Annotated in this window: 31 protein-coding genes; 30 read left to right on the forward strand and 1 reads right to left on the reverse strand. The window is 63.6% G+C overall.

The genetic code is table 11. The features are described from left to right. Positions 1–366: 366 nt before the first annotated feature. From rpsJ to HMPREF3114_RS19910, 28 genes are all read left to right on the forward strand, one after another. Positions 367–678 (forward strand): 30S ribosomal protein S10, encoded by a 312-nt coding sequence (rpsJ, locus tag HMPREF3114_RS19775; protein WP_005408208.1) that lies wholly within the window; start codon positions 367–369, stop codon positions 676–678. An 11-nt stretch (positions 679–689) separates the two neighbouring features. Further along, a complete protein-coding gene (rplC, locus tag HMPREF3114_RS19780; protein WP_004145336.1) occupies positions 690–1,340 on the forward strand; it encodes a 50S ribosomal protein L3 in 651 nt (216 codons plus the stop codon). Positions 1,341–1,352: 12 nt separating this feature from the next. Next, positions 1,353–1,958, forward strand: a complete 606-nt coding sequence (gene rplD / locus HMPREF3114_RS19785) for a 50S ribosomal protein L4 (RefSeq protein WP_005415412.1) — start codon at positions 1,353–1,355, stop codon at positions 1,956–1,958. Next, entirely contained in the window at positions 1,955–2,254 is a 300-nt protein-coding gene (gene rplW, locus HMPREF3114_RS19790) for a 50S ribosomal protein L23 (RefSeq protein ID WP_004145338.1), read from the forward strand. Before rplD ends, rplW begins: the two co-directional genes overlap by 4 nt. 10 nt (positions 2,255–2,264) lie before the next feature. Then, positions 2,265–3,092 (forward strand): 50S ribosomal protein L2, encoded by an 828-nt coding sequence (gene rplB / locus HMPREF3114_RS19795; RefSeq protein ID WP_004145339.1) that lies wholly within the window; start codon positions 2,265–2,267, stop codon positions 3,090–3,092. 6 nt (positions 3,093–3,098) lie between these two features. After that, positions 3,099–3,368: a 30S ribosomal protein S19 gene (gene rpsS / locus HMPREF3114_RS19800; protein ID WP_005415413.1), complete on the forward strand. Its 270-nt coding sequence runs from the start codon at positions 3,099–3,101 to the stop codon at positions 3,366–3,368. Between the two features lie 12 nt (positions 3,369–3,380). After that, positions 3,381–3,716 (forward strand): 50S ribosomal protein L22, encoded by a 336-nt coding sequence (rplV, locus tag HMPREF3114_RS19805; RefSeq protein WP_004145348.1) that lies wholly within the window; start codon positions 3,381–3,383, stop codon positions 3,714–3,716. Positions 3,717–3,734: 18 nt separating this feature from the next. Next, positions 3,735–4,469 carry a 30S ribosomal protein S3 gene (rpsC, locus tag HMPREF3114_RS19810; protein WP_005415414.1) on the forward strand — a complete coding sequence of 245 codons (735 nt, stop codon included), beginning with the start codon at positions 3,735–3,737 and terminating at the stop codon, positions 4,467–4,469. A 5-nt stretch (positions 4,470–4,474) separates the two neighbouring features. Continuing rightward, on the forward strand, positions 4,475–4,888 hold the full coding sequence (rplP, locus tag HMPREF3114_RS19815) for a 50S ribosomal protein L16 (RefSeq protein WP_004154486.1): 414 nt from the start codon (positions 4,475–4,477) through the stop codon (positions 4,886–4,888). Further along, a complete protein-coding gene (gene rpmC / locus HMPREF3114_RS19820; protein WP_004154487.1) occupies positions 4,888–5,073 on the forward strand; it encodes a 50S ribosomal protein L29 in 186 nt (61 codons plus the stop codon). The genes rplP and rpmC overlap by 1 nt, the downstream gene beginning before the upstream one ends. A gap of 11 nt (positions 5,074–5,084) precedes the next feature. After that, positions 5,085–5,354, forward strand: coding sequence for a 30S ribosomal protein S17 (rpsQ, locus tag HMPREF3114_RS19825; protein ID WP_004154489.1), 270 nt, complete (start codon positions 5,085–5,087; stop codon positions 5,352–5,354). Positions 5,355–5,366: 12 nt separating this feature from the next. Next, on the forward strand, positions 5,367–5,735 hold the full coding sequence (gene rplN / locus HMPREF3114_RS19830) for a 50S ribosomal protein L14 (RefSeq protein ID WP_010483978.1): 369 nt from the start codon (positions 5,367–5,369) through the stop codon (positions 5,733–5,735). A gap of 16 nt (positions 5,736–5,751) precedes the next feature. Beyond that, positions 5,752–6,069 (forward strand): 50S ribosomal protein L24, encoded by a 318-nt coding sequence (rplX, locus tag HMPREF3114_RS19835; RefSeq protein WP_004154490.1) that lies wholly within the window; start codon positions 5,752–5,754, stop codon positions 6,067–6,069. An 11-nt stretch (positions 6,070–6,080) separates the two neighbouring features. After that, a complete protein-coding gene (gene rplE, locus HMPREF3114_RS19840) occupies positions 6,081–6,623 on the forward strand; it encodes a 50S ribosomal protein L5 (RefSeq protein WP_005415416.1) in 543 nt (180 codons plus the stop codon). A gap of 18 nt (positions 6,624–6,641) precedes the next feature. Continuing rightward, entirely contained in the window at positions 6,642–6,947 is a 306-nt protein-coding gene (gene rpsN / locus HMPREF3114_RS19845; protein ID WP_005408209.1) for a 30S ribosomal protein S14, read from the forward strand. A gap of 257 nt (positions 6,948–7,204) precedes the next feature. Then, positions 7,205–7,603, forward strand: coding sequence for a 30S ribosomal protein S8 (gene rpsH, locus HMPREF3114_RS19850; protein ID WP_005415417.1), 399 nt, complete (start codon positions 7,205–7,207; stop codon positions 7,601–7,603). A gap of 18 nt (positions 7,604–7,621) precedes the next feature. Further along, complete coding sequence (gene rplF, locus HMPREF3114_RS19855) at positions 7,622–8,146, forward strand: 50S ribosomal protein L6 (protein WP_053500143.1); 525 nt, start codon at positions 7,622–7,624, stop codon at positions 8,144–8,146. Between the two features lie 32 nt (positions 8,147–8,178). Then, positions 8,179–8,532, forward strand: coding sequence for a 50S ribosomal protein L18 (rplR, locus tag HMPREF3114_RS19860; protein ID WP_004154495.1), 354 nt, complete (start codon positions 8,179–8,181; stop codon positions 8,530–8,532). Positions 8,533–8,693: 161 nt separating this feature from the next. Beyond that, positions 8,694–9,236 (forward strand): 30S ribosomal protein S5, encoded by a 543-nt coding sequence (gene rpsE / locus HMPREF3114_RS19865; RefSeq protein ID WP_005415419.1) that lies wholly within the window; start codon positions 8,694–8,696, stop codon positions 9,234–9,236. After that, positions 9,229–9,420 carry a 50S ribosomal protein L30 gene (gene rpmD, locus HMPREF3114_RS19870; protein WP_053500144.1) on the forward strand — a complete coding sequence of 64 codons (192 nt, stop codon included), beginning with the start codon at positions 9,229–9,231 and terminating at the stop codon, positions 9,418–9,420. Before rpsE ends, rpmD begins: the two co-directional genes overlap by 8 nt. Positions 9,421–9,426: 6 nt before the next feature. Next, positions 9,427–9,870: a 50S ribosomal protein L15 gene (gene rplO / locus HMPREF3114_RS19875; protein WP_004154498.1), complete on the forward strand. Its 444-nt coding sequence runs from the start codon at positions 9,427–9,429 to the stop codon at positions 9,868–9,870. Between the two features lie 7 nt (positions 9,871–9,877). Further along, positions 9,878–11,245, forward strand: a complete 1,368-nt coding sequence (gene secY, locus HMPREF3114_RS19880) for a preprotein translocase subunit SecY (protein WP_005415420.1) — start codon at positions 9,878–9,880, stop codon at positions 11,243–11,245. Positions 11,246–11,592: 347 nt separating this feature from the next. Beyond that, on the forward strand, positions 11,593–11,949 hold the full coding sequence (rpsM, locus tag HMPREF3114_RS19885; RefSeq protein ID WP_004154500.1) for a 30S ribosomal protein S13: 357 nt from the start codon (positions 11,593–11,595) through the stop codon (positions 11,947–11,949). 11 nt (positions 11,950–11,960) lie between these two features. Continuing rightward, positions 11,961–12,350, forward strand: coding sequence for a 30S ribosomal protein S11 (gene rpsK / locus HMPREF3114_RS19890; RefSeq protein ID WP_004145443.1), 390 nt, complete (start codon positions 11,961–11,963; stop codon positions 12,348–12,350). Between the two features lie 15 nt (positions 12,351–12,365). Next, a complete protein-coding gene (rpsD, locus tag HMPREF3114_RS19895; RefSeq protein ID WP_004145446.1) occupies positions 12,366–12,995 on the forward strand; it encodes a 30S ribosomal protein S4 in 630 nt (209 codons plus the stop codon). A 55-nt stretch (positions 12,996–13,050) separates the two neighbouring features. Continuing rightward, positions 13,051–14,049: a DNA-directed RNA polymerase subunit alpha gene (gene rpoA, locus HMPREF3114_RS19900; protein WP_005408216.1), complete on the forward strand. Its 999-nt coding sequence runs from the start codon at positions 13,051–13,053 to the stop codon at positions 14,047–14,049. Between the two features lie 190 nt (positions 14,050–14,239). Then, positions 14,240–14,623 (forward strand): 50S ribosomal protein L17, encoded by a 384-nt coding sequence (rplQ, locus tag HMPREF3114_RS19905; protein ID WP_005408217.1) that lies wholly within the window; start codon positions 14,240–14,242, stop codon positions 14,621–14,623. Between the two features lie 161 nt (positions 14,624–14,784). Beyond that, a complete protein-coding gene (locus HMPREF3114_RS19910) occupies positions 14,785–15,291 on the forward strand; it encodes a disulfide bond formation protein B (protein WP_005415421.1) in 507 nt (168 codons plus the stop codon). 96 nt (positions 15,292–15,387) lie between these two features. On the opposite strand, the gene HMPREF3114_RS19915 is transcribed toward HMPREF3114_RS19910, so the two are convergent. Continuing rightward, positions 15,388–17,514 (reverse strand): TonB-dependent receptor, encoded by a 2,127-nt coding sequence (locus HMPREF3114_RS19915; protein WP_070490509.1) that lies wholly within the window; start codon positions 17,512–17,514, stop codon positions 15,388–15,390. 221 nt (positions 17,515–17,735) lie between these two features. Here HMPREF3114_RS19915 and HMPREF3114_RS19920 point away from each other — a divergent pair, with 221 nt between their 5' ends. Then, positions 17,736–19,127, forward strand: coding sequence for a class II 3-deoxy-7-phosphoheptulonate synthase (locus HMPREF3114_RS19920; protein WP_005415423.1), 1,392 nt, complete (start codon positions 17,736–17,738; stop codon positions 19,125–19,127). A gap of 604 nt (positions 19,128–19,731) precedes the next feature. Then, on the forward strand, positions 19,732–20,919 hold the full coding sequence (locus tag HMPREF3114_RS19925) for a mechanosensitive ion channel family protein (protein ID WP_265328980.1): 1,188 nt from the start codon (positions 19,732–19,734) through the stop codon (positions 20,917–20,919). Positions 20,920–20,927: the final 8 nt, after the last annotated feature.

The raw sequence follows: 20,927 nt of genomic DNA on the forward strand, positions 1-20,927 counted from the left end.
CGGCGCCGGCGTGGTCTCGAAGATCATCGAGTAATCTGGTAGTATCAGCGCCCCGATGTTGCCTGGGTAGGGCATCGGGGCGTATCAAATGGGAAAGCAGGCACAGGATGTGCCTTGTGTTCCCCGGACCAGGAAGGGTCAATGCCATTCAGGCGGCGTCAACAGGCGACTGTTGACAGCTGCCTTGCGTGCCATTATGCTTCTACGTCTGGGCAGGCCGGGTAACTGGTCTGCCTACGTTTTTGAGGTCCATGGATTGACCTTGGCGGCCTGCAGGACTGCGGGCCGTCCGTATTCAGGAATTTCATGGGACAAAGCAACCCAGAGGCTTTGTCTGTCGCTCTTTTAACGAAGGAACCTACCGCCATGGCGGACCAAAAGATCCGGATCCGGCTGAAAGCGTTCGATCATCGTCTGATCGACCGTTCGGCCAGCGAGATCGTTGAAACGGCAAAGCGGACCGGCGCGCAAGTGCGTGGCCCGATCCCGCTGCCGACCAAGATCGAGCGTTACACCGTTCTCGTTTCCCCGCACGTCGACAAGGACGCGCGTGACCAGTACGAGACCCGCACGCACAAGCGCGTGCTCGATATCGTTGACCCGAATGACAAGACCGTGGACGCGCTGATGAAGCTCGAACTGGCTGCCGGCGTCGACGTTCAGATCAAGCTGACCTGAGGACTACGACCATGACGAAGAAGTATTCGTTGGGCTTCGTGGGCCGCAAGGCCGGCATGAGCCGCGTGTTCACTGAAGATGGCCGCTCCATCCCGGTGACCCTGATCGAAGCAACCCCGAACCGCATCGCGCAGATCAAGACCGTCGAAACCGACGGCTACAGCGCCGTGCAGGTGACCGTCGGCGCGCGTCGCGCTGCCCTGGTCAACAAGCCGGAAGCCGGCCACTTCGCCAAGGCGAAGGTGGAAGCGGGTCGTGGCCTGTGGGAATTCCGCGTTGAAGACGCGCAGCTCGGCGATTTCGCCGTTGGCGGCGAAGTCAAGGCGGACATCTTCGAAGTCGGCCAGATCGTCGACGTCCAGGGTGTCACCAAGGGTAAGGGCTTCCAGGGCACCATCAAGCGCCACAACTTCCGTATGGGCGATGCAACCCACGGTAACTCGCTGTCGCATCGCGCGCCGGGTTCGCTGGGTCAGCGCCAGACCCCGGGTCGCGTTTTCCCGGGCAAGAAGATGTCGGGCCACATGGGCGCGGTGCAGCAGAGCACCCAGAACCTGGAAGTGGTCAAGGTCGACGTCGAGCGCGGTCTGATCGCGGTTCGCGGCGCCGTTCCGGGCGCGGCGGGTGGCGATGTGATCGTCCGTCCGGCGAGCAAGGCATAAGGAGAGATGACGATGGAACTCGTTATCACGGGTAGCAACAACAAGGTCTCGGTCTCCGAAGCCGTGTTCGGTCGCGATTTCAGCGAAGATCTGGTCCACCAGGTCGTCGTTGCTTACCGCAACGCCGGTCGCGCCGGCACCAAGGCACAGAAGACTCGCTCCGAAGTGGCTGGTACCACCAAGAAGTCGAAGAAGCAGAAGGGCGGCGGCGCGCGTCATGGCGCACTGACGGCTCCGATCTTCGTCGGCGGCGGTGTCACCTTCGCGGCCAAGCCGCGCAGCTTCGAGCAGAAGGTCAATCGCAAGCAGTACCGTGCCGCCATGTGCGCGATCCTGTCCGAGCTGAACCGTCAGGGCCGTCTGACCATCGTGGAGGCCTTCGACGTCGAAGCCACCAGCACGAAGGGTCTGATCGCCAAGCTGGCCGGCCTGGAAGTGGGCAAGCGCCCGCTGATCGTCACCGAGGAAGCGTCCGAGCACCTGTACCTGTCCGCCCGCAATCTGCCGTACGTGCAGGTGCGTGACGTGCAGGGTCTGGACCCGGTCTCGCTGGTGGGTGCCGACACGGTCGTCATCACCGCTGACGCGGTAAAGAAGGTCGAGGAGTGGCTGGCATGAACAGCAACGAAAAAATCTTCAGCGTGCTGCGTGCCCCGCGTGTCTCGGAAAAGACCGCGCGCCTGCAGGAACTCTCCAATCAGTATGTCTTCGAAGTTTCGAACGAAGCCACCAAGGCCGATGTAAAGGCCGCGGTTGAGCAGCTGTTCGACGTCAAGGTCGAAGCCGTCAACGTGGTCAACGTCAAGGGCAAGAACAAGTCCTTCCGTAACCGTGCTGGCCGCCGCGGCGATTGGCGCAAGGCGTACGTTCGCCTGGCCGACGGCCAGTCGATCGATGTAACGGCCAAGGCCTGAGGTACATCCCATGCCATTGATGAAATTCAAGCCCACCTCCCCCGGCCGCCGTTCGGCCGTGCGCGTGGTCACCCCCGACCTGCACAAGGGTGCTCCGCACGCCGCGCTGGTCGAGTCGCAGAGCCGCTCGGGTGGTCGTAACCACCACGGTCGCATCACCGTGCGTCACGTCGGTGGTGGTGCCAAGCAGCACTACCGCATCATCGACTTCAAGCGCAACAAGCTGGGCATCCCGGCGCGCGTGGAACGCATCGAATACGATCCGAACCGCACCGCCCACATCGCTCTGCTGTGCTACGTCGACGGTGAGCGTCGCTACATCATCGCCCCGAAGGGCCTGAAGGCTGGTGATCAGGTGATCGCTGGTTCGGACGCCCCGATCAAGGCCGGCAATACCCTGCCGCTGCGCAACATCCCGGTCGGTACCACCATCCACTGCATCGAACTGAAGCCGGGCAAGGGCGCTCAGATCGCTCGCGCCGCTGGTGCGGCCGTGCAGCTGGTGGCTCGTGAAGGCATCTACGCCACCCTGCGCCTGCGCTCGGGTGAAATGCGCAAGGTTCCGGTCGAGTGCTGCGCCACCATCGGCGAAGTCGGCAACGACGAGCACAGCCTGGAAAAGCTGGGCAAGGCCGGTGCCAAGCGTTGGCGCGGCGTCCGCCCGACCGTTCGTGGTGCTGCCATGAACCCGGTTGACCACCCGCACGGTGGTGGTGAGGCCAAGGCCGGCCAGGGTAACCCGCATCCGGTCACCCCGTGGGGTGTCCCGACCAAGGGTTACAAGACGCGCCATAACAAGCGCACTCAGCAGTTCATCGTCCGCGATCGTAGGGGCTAATCGACCATGGCACGTTCACTCAAGAAGGGCCCGTTCGTCGATCACCACCTCGTCAAGAAGGTGGAGGCCGCTGCGGGCAGCAAGAAGCCGATCAAGACCTGGTCGCGCCGTTCGATGATCCTGCCTGACATGGTAGGCATCACCATTGCCGTGCATAACGGCAAGAACCACATCCCGGTTCTCGTCAACGAGAACATGGTCGGCCACAAGCTCGGCGAATTTGCCATCACCCGGACCTTCAAGGGTCACGGTGGTGACAAGAAGTCGGGCAAGTAAGGAGAGATGACAATGGAAGCGAAAGCCATCCTGCGCACTGCGCGCATCTCCCCGCAGAAGGCTCGTCTGGTCGCTGACCAGGTGCGCGGTCTGCCGGCCGAACGTGCGGTCAACCTGCTGAAGTTCTCGGACAAGAAGGCTGCCCACCTGATCAAGAAGGTGGTGGAGTCGGCAATTGCCAACGCCGAGAACAACCAGGGCGCCGACGTCGACGAGCTGAAGGTTCAGACCATCATGGTTGATGAAGGTCCGACCCTGAAGCGTTTCATGGCGCGGGCGAAAGGCCGCGGTACCCGCATCCTCAAGCGCACCAGCCACATCACTGTGGTTGTGGGCGCCGCCAAGTAAGCGGATAAGGAAAAGACCATGGGTCATAAAGTTCATCCGATTGGTATCCGCCTCGGCATTTCCAAGGACTGGAACTCCAAGTGGTACGCCAACAAGGCCGAGTTCGCCGGTTACCTGGCAGCCGACCTGAAAGTGCGCGACATGCTGCGCAAGAAGCTGGCTCAGGCCGGCATCAGCAAGATCCTGATCGAGCGTCCGGCCAAGACCGCTCGCGTGACGATCCACACCGCCCGTCCGGGCGTGGTGATCGGCAAGCGCGGTGAGGACATCGAGAAGCTGCGCAAGGAAGTGAGCGAGATGATGGGCGTCCCGGCGCACATCAACGTCACCGAAGTGCGCAAGCCGGAACTGGACGCGCAGCTCGTTGCCGAGTCGATCGCCCAGCAGCTGGAGCGTCGCATCATGTTCCGCCGTGCAATGAAGCGCTCGGTCGGCAACGCGATGCGCCTGGGTGCCCTGGGCATCAAGGTCAACGTCGGTGGCCGCCTCAACGGTGCAGAAATCGCCCGTTCGGAGTGGTACCGCGAAGGCCGCGTGCCGCTGCACACCCTGCGTGCCGACATCGACTATGGCTTCGCTGAAGCCAAGACGACCTACGGCATCATCGGCATCAAGGTCTGGATCTACAAGGGCGAGGTCTTCGATTTCTCCCAGGTTGGCCAGGAAAAGCAGGACGACACCCCGTCGCGCAACGATCGTCACGATCGCGGCGACCGCGGTGACCGTCAGCGCCCGGCCCGTGAAGCGAGGTAACGACAATGTTGCAACCCAAGCGAACCAAGTACCGCAAGGTACACAAGGGCCGTAACGATGGCCTGAGCTGGAGCGCCAACGCTGTCAGCTTCGGCGAATACGGCCTGAAGGCAACCGCACACGGTCAGCTGACCGCGCGCCAGATCGAAGCGGCCCGCCGCTCGATCAGCCGCTACGTCAAGCGCGGCGGCAAGATGTGGATCCGCGTGTTCCCCGACAAGCCCATCACCAAGAAGCCCATCGAAGTCCGAATGGGTTCGGGTAAGGGTAACGTGGAATACTGGGTGGCCCAGATCCAGCCCGGCCGCATGATCTATGAAATCGAGGGTGTTTCCGAGGAAGTGGCTCGCGAGGCGTTCCGCCTGGCCGCCGCCAAGCTCTCGGTCACCACCACTTTCGTGACCCGTACGGTGCGCTGATGGATATCAAAACTCTCCGTGAAAAGTCGGCTGACGAACTCAAGGCCCACCTGATCGACCTGCGTAAGGAACAGTTCTCTGTCCGTATGCAGCAGGTCACCGGCCAGCTGCCGAAGACCCACGACATTCGCCGGGTCCGTCGCGAGATTGCTCGCGTCAAGACCCTGCTCGGCAGCACGAAGTAAGGATGGCCGCTATGAGCGACAATACTGAAAAGAAGACGCTGCGCACGGTCGAAGGCCGTGTCGTCAGCAACAAGATGGACAAGACGGTTACCGTCCTGGTTGAGCGTCAGGTCAAGCACGCGCTGTACGGCAAGTACATCAAGCGCTCGACCAAGCTGCACGCCCACGATGCCGACAACGCCTGCAAGGAAGGCGACGTCGTCCGCGTGACCGAGATTGCTCCGATGTCCAAGACCAAGAACTGGCGCGTGGTGGAAGTCATCACGCGTGCGGCTGAATAAGGAGTCTGAATCATGATCCAGATGCAGAGCTACCTTGACGTCGCGGACAATTCGGGTGCCAAGCAGGTGATGTGCTTCAAGGTGCTGGGTGGTTCCAAGCGCCGTTACGCCGGTATCGGCGACATCATCAAGGTCACCGTGAAGGATGCGATTCCGCGCGGCAAGGTCAAGAAGGGTGAAGTGTATGACGCCGTCGTGGTGCGTACCCGCAAGGGTGTGCGTCGCGCTGACGGTTCGCTGATCCGCTTCGACGGCAACGCTGCCGTCCTGCTGAACAACAAGCAGGAGCCGATCGGTACCCGTATCTTCGGGCCGGTGACCCGTGAACTTCGTTCGGAGAAGTTCATGAAGATCGTCTCGCTCGCTCCCGAAGTGCTGTGAGCGACAGGAGATAATCATGGCTAACCGTATCAAGAAGGGCGACCAGGTTGTCGTCAACGCTGGCAAGGACAAGGGCAAGCAGGGCGAAGTCGTCCGCGTCGACGGCGACCGCGTGGTCGTCGCCAACGTGAACATCGTCAAGCGCCACACCAAGCCGAACCCGCAGGCAGGTGTTGCCGGCGGCGTGGTCGAGCGCGAAGCTTCGATCCATATCTCCAACGTGAACGTGCTGAACCCGGCTTCGGGCAAGGGCGAACGCGTTGGCTTCAAGGTGCTGGAGGATGGACGCAAACTGCGTGTGTTCCGCTCCAGCGGTGAGGCGCTCGACGCCTGAGGAATGTGAAGATGACTTCCCGTCTCGAAAAGATCTACAAGGAAGAAGTGGTGCCGGCGCTGATGAAGCAGTTCGGCTACACCAATCCGATGGAAGTACCGAAGCTCGTCAAGGTCACCCTGAACATGGGTGTCGGCGAGGCTGCCACCAACAAGAAGATCCTGGAAAATGCCGTCGCGGACATGACCAAGATTTCCGGCCAGAAGCCGGTTGTCACCAAGTCGCGTATCTCGGTTGCGTCGTTCAAGATCCGTGATGGTTGGCCGATCGGCTGCAAGACCACGCTGCGTCGCCACAAGATGTACGAGTTCCTGGACCGCCTGATCAACATCTCGCTGCCGCGCGTGCGCGACTTCCGTGGTGTTTCCGGTCGTTCCTTTGACGGCCGCGGCAACTTCAACATGGGTGTGAAGGAACAGATCATCTTCCCGGAAATCGACTTCGACGCCGTCGACGCGATCCGCGGTATGGATATCGCCATCACCACCACTGCGAAGACCGACGCGGAAGCGAAGGCGCTGCTGGCAGCGTTCAAGTTCCCGTTCCGTAACTGATCTGTCGAGGAAACCGAAATGGCAAAGACCTCCATGGTCAACCGCGACATCAAGCGGGAAAAGCTGGCCAAGAAGTACGCTGAGAAGCGTGCAGCTCTGAAGAAGATCGTGTCCTCCGTGGACGCGACCTACGAAGAGAAGATCGACGCCGCAACCAAGCTGGCCAAGCTGCCGCGCGATTCGTCGCCGAGCCGCCAGCGCAACCGTTGCGAGCTGTCGGGTCGTCCGCGTGGCGTGTACAGCAAGTTCGGCCTCGGCCGCAACAAGCTGCGCGAAGCCACCATGCGTGGCGACGTCCCGGGCCTGCGCAAGGCCAGCTGGTAATTCCAGCCGGCCCTGCGATCAGGAGCCCCCTCGGGGGCTTCTGAACCGGGGAGGGAGGCGTTCAGCTTCCTTTCTGCGAAAAAACCCGAAGAGCCCGGCGCAAGTCGGGCTCTTTTGGCGTATACTCCCGCGTCTTGCCCTGCGCAAACGGGGTTGTAGGAGTGGGCCCCGGCCCGCTGCATCAAGGGACCTGGCCCGTTTCCAGGAGACAACAGATTTTCGCGAAAGCGGATATCGGTGCACTCAAAGGTACTCATATGAGCATGACTGATCCCATCGCCGACCTGCTGGTCCGCATCAAGAATGCGGCTGCGGTTGGCAAGCAGACGGTGAAAGCCCCGTCGTCCAAGATCAAGGTTGCGATCGCCCAGGTCCTGAAGGACGAGGGTTACATCACCGACCTGCGCGTGACCCAGCTGGAAAACAACAAGGCCGAGCTGGAAATCGTGCTGAAGTATTTCGAAGGCAAGCCGGTCATCGCGACCCTGAAGCGCTTCTCGCGTTCGGGCCTGCGCCAGTACCGCGGCAAGAGCGAGCTGCCGAAGGTCATGAATGGCCTGGGCATCTCCATCATTTCCACCTCCAAGGGCATCATGACTGATGCGCAGGCGCGCCAGCTGGGCGTCGGCGGCGAAGTCCTGTGCTTCGTGGCCTAAGGCGAAAGGAGTAGAACTATGTCCCGCGTAGCCAAGAAGCCCGTCACCCTGGGTAAGGTCGAACTGAACGTCCAGTCGGAAAGCGTCACCGTCAAGGGCCCGAAGGGCACCCTGTCGCTGGTCAAGCCGGCCGGTATTGCCATCAACGTCGACAGCGGCGTTGCCACCCTGAGCACCGAGAACGCCGACCTGGTCGCGCTGACCGGTACCGTGCGCGCGATCCTGGCCAACATGGTCAAGGGCGTGTCCGAAGGCTTCGAGCGCAAGCTGGAGCTGGTCGGCGTGGGTTACCGTGCTGCCATGCAGGGCAAGGACCTGAGCCTGTCGCTCGGTTTCTCGCATCCGGTCGTGTTCGTGGCGCCGGAAGGCATCACCATCTCCACCCCGACCCAGACCGAGATCCTGGTCCAGGGCGCTGACAAGCAGGTCGTCGGTGAAGTCGCCGCCAAGATCCGTGCGTTCCGCAAGCCGGAGCCGTACAAGGGCAAGGGCGTGAAGTACTCCGACGAAGTCATCATCCGTAAGGAAGCCAAGAAGGCCTAATTAGGCGCTTCCGCTTTCAAGGAAAACACATCATGAACAAGAACATCGCCCGCCTGCGTCGCGCCAAGTCGACCCGTGCCCACATCCGTGAGCTCGGCGTCGCCCGCCTGTCGGTGCTGCGCACCGGCCAGCACCTGTACGCCCAGGTCTTCACCGCTGACGGTTCGAAGGTGCTGGCTGCCGCCAACACCACCCAGACCGACGTCAAGGAAGGCCTGAAGAACGGCAAGAACGCCGATGCCGCTGCCAAGGTCGGCCGCATCGTTGCCGAGCGCGCCAAGGCCGCCGGCATCGAGAAGGTTGCCTTCGATCGTTCGGGCTACCGCTACCACGGCCGCATCAAGGCCCTGGCAGAAGCCGCCCGCGAAGCCGGCCTGCAGTTCTAAGGGACAAGGGCAGGGGGCCGATGGCCTCCTGCCTGCCTGCTCGCCAGCCTGAGTGAGGCTGGACGGCGCCGCTCTTCTGCAGCGGTCCACCGGAACAACGCGTCACTCCACAACCATAAGCGGCCTCGAGCCGTACATACCCAAACAACCAAGGAATCAACATGGCAGAAGAGCGTCAGCAGCGGGGTCGCGATCGCGACCGTAACCGCGAAGAGAAGATCGACGACGGCATGATCGAAAAGCTGGTCGCGGTCAACCGCGTCAGCAAGACCGTCAAGGGTGGCCGCCAGTTCACCTTCACCGCCCTGACCGTGGTCGGCGACGGCGAAGGCAAGGTCGGTTTCGGTTATGGCAAGGCCCGCGAAGTGCCGGTCGCCATCCAGAAGTCGATGGAACAGGCCCGCAAGAACCTGGTCAGCGTTGACCTGAACAACGGCACCCTGTGGCACACCATCAAGGATGGTCACGGCGCAGCCCGCGTGTTCATGCAGCCGGCTTCGGAAGGTACTGGCGTCATCGCCGGCGGTGCGATGCGCGCCGTGCTGGAAGCCGTTGGCGTGAAGAACGTGCTGGCCAAGGCCACCGGTTCGCGCAACCCGATCAATCTGGTGCGCGCCACCGTGAAGGGCCTGACTGCTGCGCAGTCGCCGGCCCGCATCGCGGCGAAGCGTGGCAAGAAGGTGGAGGAACTCAACCATGGCTAATGAGTCCAACAAGACTGTGAGGGTCCGCCTGGTGCGTGGCCTGCGTGGCACCCAGTCGCGTCACCGCTTGTCGGTGCGTGCCCTGGGCCTGAACAAGCTCAACGATGTGCGTGAACTGAAGGACAGCCCGCAGGTGCGCGGCCTGATCAACAAGGTTCAGTACCTCGTCCAGGTTGAGGAGTAATCGACCATGACTCTGCGTCTCAATGAACTGAGCCCGGCACCGGGCGCCCGCACCGAGCGCACCCGCGTCGGCCGCGGTATCGGCTCGGGCCTGGGCAAGACTGCCGGCCGCGGCCACAAGGGTTCGTTCGCCCGCAAGGGTGGCGGCAAGATCAAGGCTGGCTTCGAAGGCGGCCAGACCCCCATGCAGCGTCGTCTGCCGAAGATCGGCTTCCGTTCGCCGATCGCCAAGGACACCGCTGAAGTGCTGCTGTACGCGCTGGACAAGCTGCCGGCCGGTGAGATCGACTTCGCCGCCCTGCGTGCTGCCAAGCTGGTCCCGAGCACTGCCAAGAAGGCCAAGGTCGTCGTCAAGGGCGAAGTGACCAAGGCGTTCACCCTGAAGGGTATTGCTGCCACGGCTGGTGCCAAGGCTGCGATCGAAGCTGCCGGCGGCAGCGTAACGGAGTAAGAAAATCATGGCGCAAGCTGGCATCGGTAACCTCGCGGGCGGAATGGGCAAGTTCACTGAACTTCGCCAACGTTTGCTGTTCGTCGTCGGGGCTTTGATCGTCTATCGCATCGGCTGCTACGTGCCGGTGCCGGGCGTCAATCCCGATGCCATGCTTGCCATGATGCAACAGCAGGGCGGCGGCATCGTGGACATGTTCAACATGTTCTCGGGCGGCGCCCTGCACCGTTTCAGCATCTTTGCGCTGAACGTGATGCCGTACATCTCGGCATCGATCGTGATGCAGCTGGCCGTGCACATCTTCCCCGCCCTGAAGGCGATGCAGAAGGAAGGTGAGTCCGGCCGCCGCAAGATCACCCAGTATTCGCGCATCGGCGCCGTGCTGCTGGCAGTGGTGCAGGGCGGCTCGATCGCACTGGCCCTGCAGGGCCAGGTTTCGCCGTCGGGCGCTCCGGTCGTGTACGCCCCCGGCATGGGCTTCGTGCTCACCGCGGTGGTCGCACTGACTGCCGGCACCATGTTCCTGATGTGGGTCGGTGAGCAGGTCACCGAACGCGGTATCGGCAACGGCGTGTCGCTGATCATCTTCGCCGGTATCGTCGCCGGTCTGCCGGGTGCGGTCATCCACACCTTCGACGCCTACCGCGACGGCAACATCCAGTTCATCCAGCTCCTGCTGATCGCCATCGTCGTACTCGCCTTCACCTTCTTCGTGGTGTTCGTGGAGCGTGGCCAGCGCCGGATCACGGTCAATTACGCGCGCCGCCAGGGCGGTCGCAACGCGTACATGAACCAGACCTCGTTCCTGCCGCTGAAGCTCAACATGGCCGGCGTCATCCCGGCGATCTTCGCCTCGAGCCTGCTGGCCTTCCCGGCCACCCTGGCCATGTGGTCCGGCCAGGCTGCCAACCAGAGCAGCTTCGGCCAGGTCCTGCAGAAGGTCGCCAATGCCCTGGGCCCGGGCGAGCCGCTGCACATGATCGTGTTCGCTGCGCTGATCACCGGTTTCGCGTTCTTCTATACCGCGCTGGTGTTCAATTCGCAGGAAACCGCCGACAACCTGAAGAAGTCGGGCGCTTTGATTCCGGGCATCCGTCCGGGCAAGGCCACCGCCGACTACATCGACGGCGTGCTGACCCGCCTGACCGCGGCCGGCTCGGCCTACCTGGTGATCGTCTGCCTGCTGCCGGAACTGATGCGCACGCAGCTGAATGCCTCGTTCTACTTCGGTGGCACGTCGCTGCTGATCGTGGTGGTGGTGGTGATGGACTTCATCGCCCAGGTGCAGGCACACCTGATGTCCCACCAGTACGAGAGCCTGCTGAAGAAGGCCAACCTGAAGGGCGGCAACCGCGGCGGTTTTGCCCGCGGCTGATAGGCCTGTTATACTTTCGTCTTCCTGACGTGATGGTCCCTCCGCTTCGCGGACTCCGGCCACACAAACGAAGGGCGGCCCCCGCAGCGGTTCCGGGTGGGGGTGTGATGAGGTGGTCCCGCGCTGGAGTAGCGCGGGCGGCCCCGGGGGAAACCCCAGGTCCAACCCCATCCGGCGCCGGAGCCTGGGCACACTCCCCAGGCCGGGTTCATGAAACCAATGGTTTCACGGGCTTCCATGTAAACCGGAACCTTGTTAGTATCGCTAGTTCACTTTTTTGATCCATCCTGCCGGATTGGCGTGCCCGAGGCGCGCTGTCGGCCATCACTCAGCTGGAGAACCGCGTCATGGCGCGTATTGCAGGCGTCAACCTGCCAGCCCAGAAGCACGTCTGGGTCGGGTTGCAAAGCATTTACGGCATCGGCCGTACCCGTTCGAAGAAGGTCTGCGAAGTCGCAGGCGTTGCTTCGACCACCAAGATCCGCGATCTGTCGGAGCCGGAAATCGAGCGCCTGCGCGCCGAAGTCGGCAAGTACATCGTGGAAGGCGATCTGCGCCGTGAGATCGGCATCGCGATCAAGCGCCTGATGGACCTGGGCTGCTACCGCGGCCTGCGTCACCGTCGTGGCCTCCCGCTGCGTGGCCAGCGCACCCGTACCAACGCCCGCACCCGCAAGGGTCCGCGCAAGGCGATCAAGAAGTAAGGGACTGAGAAATGGCTAAGCCCGCTGCTAAGACCAAGAAGAAGATCAAGCGCGTCGTCACCGACGGCGTTGCCCACGTCCACGCTTCGTTCAACAACACCATCGTCACCATCACCGACCGCCAGGGCAACGCTCTGTCGTGGGCGACCTCCGGTGGCGCTGGCTTCCGCGGTTCGCGCAAGTCGACCCCGTTCGCTGCCCAGGTGGCTGCTGAGAAGGCCGGTCGTGCTGCGCTGGACTACGGCGTGAAGTCGCTGGAAGTTCGCATCAAGGGCCCGGGTCCGGGCCGTGAGTCGGCCGTGCGTTCGCTGAACAACGTCGGCTACAAGATCACCAACATCATCGACGTGACGCCCATCCCGCACAACGGGTGCCGTCCGCCGAAGAAGCGTCGCGTCTAAAGGGAGCGATAAGAAATGGCTCGTTATATCGGTCCTACCTGTAAGCTCGCCCGCCGCGAAGGCGCCGACCTGTCCCTGAAGAGCCCGGCGCGTGCGCTGGACTCCAAGTGCAAGCTGGAGCAGAAGCCCGGCCAGCACGGCGCCACTGCCCGCAAGGGCAAGCTGTCCGACTACGCCACCCAGCTGCGTGAAAAGCAGAAGGTCAAGCGTATCTACGGCCTGCTGGAGCGTCAGTTCCGCAACTACTACAAGAAGGCCTCGACCAAGAAGGGCAACACCGGCGAGAACCTGCTGCAGCTGCTGGAAACCCGCCTGGACAACGTCGTCTACCGCATGGGCTTCGCCGTGACCCGTCCGGCTGCCCGTCAGCTGGTGTCGCACCGCGGCGTCACCGTGAATGGCAAGTCGGTCAACCTGGCTTCGTACCAGGTCAAGGCTGGCGACGCCATCGCTCTGTCCGAAAAGGCTGCCAAGCAGCTGCGCGTCCAGGAAGCCCTGACCGTCGCCGCCCAGCATGACCTGAGCCCGTCGTGGGTTGAAGTGGATTCCGGCAAGTTCACCGGCATCTTCAAGGCTGTTCCGGATCGTTCGGATCTGCCTGCGGACATCAACGAAGCGCTGATCGTCGAGCTGTATTCGAAGTAATTCACATTGGAGAGCCCCCGGCGACGGCCGGGGGTTCACTAGGAGAACCCGCAACATGACGGTTACCGCCAACCAGGTTCTGCGTCCTCGCGGTCCGCAGATCGAACGCCTTACCGACACCCGTGCAAAGGTCGTTATCGAACCTTTGGAGCGGGGTTACGGGCATACGCTGGGCAACGCCCTGCGTCGCGTGCTGCTGTCGTCCATCCCGGGCTTCGCCATCACGGAAGTCGAAATCGACGGCGTGTTGCATGAGTACACCACGGTCGAAGGTCTGCAGGAGGACGTCCTCGAAGTCCTGCTCAACCTTAAGGATGTGGCCATCCGTATGCACTCCGGCGACAGCGCCACCCTGTCCCTGTCCAAGCAGGGCCCGGGCGTTGTCACCGCTGCCGACATCAAGGTCGACCACAATGTGGAGATCCTGAACGGCGACCATGTGATCTGCCACCTGACCAAGGATACGGCGATCAACATGCGTCTGAAGATCGAACGTGGTTTCGGCTACCAGCCGGCTGCCGCGCGTCGTCGTCCGGACGAAGAAACCCGTGCCATCGGCCGCCTGGTCCTGGATGCCTCGTTCTCGCCGGTCCGCCGTGTCGCCTATGCCGTGGAAGCGGCGCGTGTCGAACAGCGCACCGACCTGGACAAGCTGGTCATCGATATCGAGACCAACGGCACCATCGATGCCGAGGAAGCCGTGCGCACCGCCGCCGACATCCTCAGCGACCAGCTGTCGGTGTTCGGTGACTTCACCCACCGCGACCGCGGTGCGGCCAAGCCGGCCAACAACGGCGTGGATCCGGTGCTGCTGCGCCCGATCGACGATCTGGAGCTGACCGTGCGTTCGGCCAACTGCCTGAAGGCTGAAAGCATCTACTACATCGGCGATCTGATCCAGAAGACCGAAGTGGAGCTGCTGAAGACCCCGAACCTGGGCAAGAAGTCGCTCACCGAGATCAAGGAAGTGCTGGCTCAGCGCGGCCTGTCGCTCGGCATGAAGCTGGAGAACTGGCCGCCGGCCGGCGTCGCCAGCCACGGCATGCTGGGCTGATATCGGTAATACCTGAAGGCTCCACCGTTCGCGGTGGGGCCTTCAACGCACCACACCATGCCACGACGAACCGCAGGTTCGCGGGCAGGTCGTCCAGGATGGGCGGCCAGGACCATCCGCAGTCCGCGCAGCAACGCCAGGATGGCGACAACGATCCGCACAGCCTCATCATTAACCAAGGAATATCACCATGCGTCACCAGAAGTCTGGCCGTAAGTTCAGCCGTACCAGCGCCCACCGCGAAGCGATGTTCAAGAACATGGCCGCCTCGCTGTTCAAGCACGAGCTGATCAAGACCACCCTGCCGAAGGCCAAGGAACTGCGCCGCGTTGCCGAGCCGCTGATCACCCTGGCCAAGGTCGACTCCGTCGCCAACCGCCGTCTGGCTTTCGCCCGCCTGCGCGACAACGAAGCCGTGGGCAACCTGTTCACCATCCTGGGCCCGCGCTACGCGAACCGTCCGGGCGGCTACCTGCGCCTGCTGAAGTGCGGCTTCCGCGCTGGCGACAACGCGCCGATGGCCTACGTGGAGCTGGTTGACCGTCCGGTCGTGGCCGAGGAAGTGGCCGAGTAATCGGACCGCTCCAGTGCGACACAGCGAAAGCCCGGCCTCTGCCGGGCTTTTGCGTTTCTGCGGGATCTGACCCGCACCGTTCCGACAGGCGTCACCTGTGGCGGTTCGAATGGCATGCACTCTCGGTTACGCTTGGCGCCTGATCCATTCGAGCGTTGACGATGAATCCACTGCGCTGGCCCTTCCGCGCCCAGTTCTTCCTGGGCTTCCTGATCTGCGCCGGCCTGCTGGGCTACGCGATCTTCCTGCAGCTGAAGATGGGCCTGGAGCCGTGCCCGCTGTGCATCTTCCAGCGGCTGGCGTTCGCTGCGCTGGGCCTGCTGTTCCTGATCGGTGCACTGCACGGGCCCTCCAACCGTCCTGGCCGGGCAACCTACGGCGTGCTCGCCTTCATTGCCGCCGCGGTCGGCGTAGGCATCGCTGCGCGCCACGTCTACGTGCAGATGCTGCCACCGGAGATGGGGGCGACCTGCGGCCCGCCGCTGAGCTTCCTGCGCGAGACCATGGGGCCGCTGGAAGTGTTCCGCACGGTGCTGACCGGTACCGGCAACTGCGGCAATATCGACTGGACGTTCCTGGGCCTGACCATGCCGATGTGGTCGGGCGTGTGGTTCGTGCTGCTGGCGCTGTGGGCGCTGGTGGTGTCGCTGCGCAAGGTCAAGCGCTGAACGCAGGGTAGTGCCGGCCGCTGGCCGGCAACCCCATGAACGATGGCAGCGTTCCCGTAGATGCCGGCCAGCGGCCGGCACTACCACGGTCCGTTCTCAGAAATCCTGCTGCAGGCTCAGGTAGGCGCCACGGCGCGGCCCCCACTGCGGCGCGAAAACGCCAACACCGCCGCCATCGCGCAGCTGGTAGCTGCGATCCAATGCGTTGATCACGGCCAGTTGCACGTGCAGCGGATGCCCGCTGTCGGCATTGAAATCGTGCCCGGCGCTGAGGTTCACCTGCAGGTAGGATGGCAGCTCGCCGCCGTTGGGCACGCCCTCGATGTCCGAACGCAGGCCGCTACCGAACACGTAGTTGGCGCCGACCCGGTTGTGGCCGGCGAAGGCGTAGCTGAAGCCGCCCGATGAGGTCAGCTTCTGGTCGTGGTCGAGGTGGATCCAGTGGTTGGCCACATAGGCCAGCGCCTCTGGATCGAGGTTGTACTGGCTGGTGATGACCTGGGTGCCGATCGCCTTGTTGTACGCCGCGTTGACGTAAGCGCTGAACGGACCGTTGCTGTAGTCGGCACTGAACTCCAGGCCACGGATATGGCCGCGGCGGTAGTTGAACGTCGAATAGATGTAGGCGGCACCAAACTGGCCTTCGTCCTGCAGGCGCGCAACACGGCGGTCGTACGCGTCCAAGCCCAGGGTCAGGTGTTCGCCCAGCTGATGCGATACGCCGATGTCGTAGTAGTCACTGCGCTCGGCCAGTGGCGTGTTGTTGCCGCCGCTCGGCTGCTGGTTGGTGGTGCCGTCGTACAGCGCGATATCGCTGCTGGCGATCAGCTCACTGGCCGGCGGCGTGAAGTAACGCGAATAGCCGGCATGCACGGTGGTGCTGTCGCTGGCATTCCAGGCCACGCCCACGCGGGGGCTGAGCTGGCCCTCGGTGTGGCCAAAGGCCTTGTAGCGATCGCCGCGCAGGCCGTAGTTGACGGTCCAGTCGTCGCCGATCTTCCATTCATCCTGCACGTACAACGCCAGCGTGCTGGCATGGAAGGCACTGCGGTCAGGTATCAGCAGCGGCGTGGTGCTGGACTGTTGGCCGGCGTCATCGACCGGGAACACCCAGCTGCTGTTGCTGGCCCGCGCGTTCTCGTAGTTGCCGTACAGGCCATAGCGCAGCGTGTGGTCGTTGCCCAGCGGGGTGGAGAAATCGGCCTGCAGCGTGTTGGCGCGGTTGCTGCGCTGCACCTGCGAGGCGACGCCACTGAATACCAGGTCGCCGATGACATCCGGGTTGAACGCCACATCGCTGTAGCGCTGCCCGGCGGACAGCTGGTAGGCGGTGCTGCCCAGCGCGCCCTGCAGCACCAGCATGCCGAAGCGGGTGGTTTCGCGCTGGGTTTCATCCAGCTGGCTGGAGTCGAAGGTGGTGGTGTCCAGGTAACCGAACTGCGGGGTCTGCCCGGGGTTGACCGGGATCTGGAAGCGGTTGTTGGCGAAGCCGGCGAACACGCTCAGGCGGGTGTTCTCGTTGACCAGGTAGGTGAGGTCAGCGAACGCTTTGCCCTGGTGGGTGTCGTCGTGCAGCGGCGTGCGCGAGCGGGTCGGGTTTTCCAGGCCAACCTCGTTCTGGTCGTAGTTGCCAGTCAGGAACCAGCTCCATCGCCCCTGGTTGCCCCACCACGAGGCATTCGGATTGATCTTGCCGAACGAGCCTGCGGTCAGTCCGGCGCTGCCGCCATTGCCGAGCCCGGCACCATTGCGGGTGGTGATGTCGACCACTGCAGCGGTGCGCTCGCCGAACTGCGCCGGCAGCGCGCCATCCATCAGGCGGATGCTCTTGATGGTGCGTGCATCCAGTGTCTGGCCGAAGCCGGAGATCGATTCGGGCAGCAGCACGCCATTGATGCGGTACTGCAGGTTGGCGTGGTCGCCGCGCACGTGCACGCCGCCATAGGAATCCTGGACCACGCCCGGGGCCTGCAGCAGTACCTGGCTGAGCGGCGCGGAGGCACCCAGCGGCTGCTTCTGGATGTCCTCGGCGGTGATCTGGTACTGGCTGCTGCCGATGTCCGGCGACAGCGCGTTGCGGGCCTGGTCGAGCTGGGCGTGGACGGTGACCGCGTCCAGATCCTTGACGGAGGAAGAAGTGTCGTCGGCCGTTGCGGCGAAGGCGGGCAGGCTGGCCAAGGCCAGGGCGAAGGTAATACCGGTAGCGAGGGGCGAGGGCTTCATGGTGAGAGAGGGGGCGGCTGGGCGTGGAAGGGGCCGGTCCATGACGTGCAAGTGTTACTCCGTAACAAATCATGCGCCTGTCCCGTGCGGCCGGCCATGCCGGATCTGGCTGCTGGCGTTGGCCTTTCCCTGCCGTTCAGGTGGCCGGGGCGGTGGGGGTGGGCCTTTGCGTCAGCGGCTGGCTCTGCGACCATGGCCGCCCCCCACCCCGGAAGTCTGCAATGAGCCTGTCCGCCGTTCCGCCCGCCTCCGATTCCGACGCGACCACCGCTGGCGCTGCCTGGTCGCCGGAGAGCTGGCGTGGCAAGACCGCGCTGCAGATGCCGACCTACCCGGACCCGGTGGCGTTGGACGCCGCTCTGCACGAGCTGAAGCGGCTGCCGCCGCTGGTCACCTCGTGGGAGATCCTGGCGTTGAAGCAGCAGCTGGCCGAGGCCCAGGAAGGCAAGCGCTTCCTGCTGCAGGGCGGCGACTGTGCCGAGAATTTCAGCGACTGCGAATCGGGCACCATTTCCAACCGATTGAAGGTGTTGCTGCAGATGAGCCTGGTGCTGGTGCACGGCCTGCGCCAGCCGGTGATCCGCGTGGGCCGCTTCGCCGGCCAGTACGCCAAGCCGCGCTCGGCCGACACCGAGACCCGCGATGGCGTGACCCTGCCCAGCTACCGCGGCGATGTGATCAACGCGCCGGCCTTCACCGAGGCAGCACGCCTGCCGGACCCGAAGCGGATGCTGCAGGCCCACGCGCATTCGGCGATGACGATGAACTTCGTGCGTGCGCTGATCGACGGCGGTTTCGCCGACCTGCACCACCCCGAATACTGGAACCTGGAGTGGGTAAGCCACTCGCCGCTGGCGGCCGAGTACCAGAAGATGGTGGCCTCGATCGGCGATGCGGTGCACTTCATGGAGACCCTGGCCGGGGCCCGCGTGCACAACCTCAACCGCATCGATTTCTACACTTCGCACGAAGCGCTGCTGCTGCCCTACGAGCAGGCGTTGACCCGCCAGGTGCCGCGCCAGCAGGGCTGGTTGAACCTGAGCACGCATTACCCGTGGATCGGCATGCGTACGGCCGCGCTCGATGGCGCGCACGTGGAGTACCTGCGTGGCGTGCGCAATCCGATTGCGATCAAGGTGGGCCCGTCGGTGACACCGGACCAACTGCTGCGCCTGATCGATGTGCTCAACCCCCATGACGAGCCGGGCCGCCTGAGCTTCATCCATCGGATGGGCGCAACGCAGATCGCCGAGAAACTGCCGCCGCTGCTGGACGCGGTCAAGCGTGATGGTCGCCGCGTGCTGTGGGTGTGCGATGCGATGCATGGCAATACCGAAAGCACCGCCAACGGTTTCAAGACACGCCGCTTCGACAACGTGCGTGGCGAGGTGGAGATGTCGTTCGATCTGCATGCGGCCGCCGGTACGCGCCTGGGCGGTGTGCATCTGGAACTGACCGGCGAGGACGTGACCGAGTGTATCGGCGGCGCGCGCGAACTGACCGAGCGCGACCTGGAGCGTGCGTATCGTTCGACGGTGGACCCGCGGTTGAACTACGAGCAGTCGCTGGAGATCGCGATGGCGATCGTGCGCAAGCAGGAGCTGGTGCGGTAAGGATTTTTCGGCAGGGCTTGCAGCCCTGCACCTGCTACGAGCCAGAGCAACGTCAACGTCAGCGTCAACGTCAAAAGCGGGCTATCCGTGGGTTGGCGGAACGGTGTCGGAGTGCGGGGACGCCGCAAGTACGTCCCTGTAAGCTTGGCAGCCGCATCCATGCGGCTGACACCCCGCACCCCGACACCGCCCCACCTTCGACAGGTTCACTCGGCTGCTGGTAGGTGTCGACCTTGGTCGACACGGTAGATCCACGCGATGCGTGGATGAATTTCCAATGGAATCGAATATTTCGATATCTGTGAGATTTGAGCCTGGCATGGCTCGGCTCTACAGAAAGCAGTACCCGGCAGGTTGCAAGAATCTGTCGAAGGCGGGGTGGGTCCGGTTGCGGGAGTGTCCGCGGCATGGATGCCGCGGCCAAGCCCCCATGGTTGGGTTTACGGCGTCTCCCGCAACCGGACCCACCTCGCGATCCCACGGAATGCCAGCTTCGGCTGTTGCTATTGCTGTTGCCGTTGCTTCGGCTTCTGGCAGGTGCAGGGCTGCGAGCCCTGCCGACCAACACCCTTCTTACGAACGGCTGACGTGACGCTCATGTGCCATGCGCGAGGCTGTCCACTTGGCGGTTCGACTGGAGGTGACAAGGGTGCACTGGCAGAGCGCACAGGCCTACGCATGGCCGTTGGGATTGGCCGTGGTGGTGGGCGGTATCGGCGCGTGGCTGATCCTGTGGATCTATCATCGGCTGAAAGGGCGTGATCGGCGGCGCGCGCGCATCGGGCGTGTGCTCGGGCTGCCAATGGCCACCGCATGGCCGCTGCTGCTGTTGATTCCTGCGTTGCAGGCCACGCCGCTGCAGGATCCCCTTCTGGGCAACCTGCAACGGGTGCTGCATATCGCACTGACCGCCTGCTTCATCTGGTTGCTGGTACGCGCAGTGGCAGCGGGTGAGCGGGCCATCCTGCGCAGCCATCCCATCGATGTCTCCGATAATCTGGAAGCGCGCCGCATCCAGACCCAGACGCGGGTGCTCAGCCGCGTGCTGATGGGCGGCATCATCGTGCTGGGCACTTCGCTGGTGCTGCTGACCTTCCCCATGGTGCAGAAGATCGGCGCCGCGCTGCTGGCCTCGGCGGGCCTCATCGGCCTGGTGGCCGGTATCGCCGCAAAGCCAGTGTTCGGCAACCTGATCGCTGGCCTGCAGATTGCAGTGACCCAGCCGATCCGGCTGGACGATGTGGTGATCGTCGAGGGCGAGTGGGGACGCATCGAGGAGATCGGCAGCAGCTACGTGGTGGTACGCATCTGGGACGAGCGGAGGATGGTGGTGCCGTTGACCTGGTTCATCGAGAACCCCTTCCAGAACTGGACGCGGCGTAGCGCTGACCTGCTCGGCACAGCCTTCCTGTGGCTGGATTATCGTGCCCCGATTGCGGCGATCCGTGCTGAACTGGAGCGCATCTGCCGGGGCGAAGCGTTGTGGGATGGCCGGGTCTGCGTGACCCAGGTGACCGAAACCAGCGAGCGTGCGATCCAGGTGCGCCTGCTGGTGAGTGCGCGCAGCTCGGGCGATGCGTTCGACCTGCGTTGCCTGGTACGCGAGCGCATGCTCGATTTCCTCGCGCGTGAGCATCCGCACTCGCTGCCGCAGCTGCGTGCGCGGCTGCAGCATGCAGACGAGCTGGACATGCCGCGAGGTCCTCGTACACGCACTGCAGATGTGCGTTCGCCGGGGGCTGAAGACGGTGAGGCGGCAATCGTGCCGATGGAGCCGGAACCCGAACGGTAGCGCCGGCC

Source organism: Stenotrophomonas sp. HMSC10F07, assembly GCF_001807895.1.
GTDB classification, from domain to species: domain Bacteria; phylum Pseudomonadota; class Gammaproteobacteria; order Xanthomonadales; family Xanthomonadaceae; genus Stenotrophomonas; species Stenotrophomonas sepilia.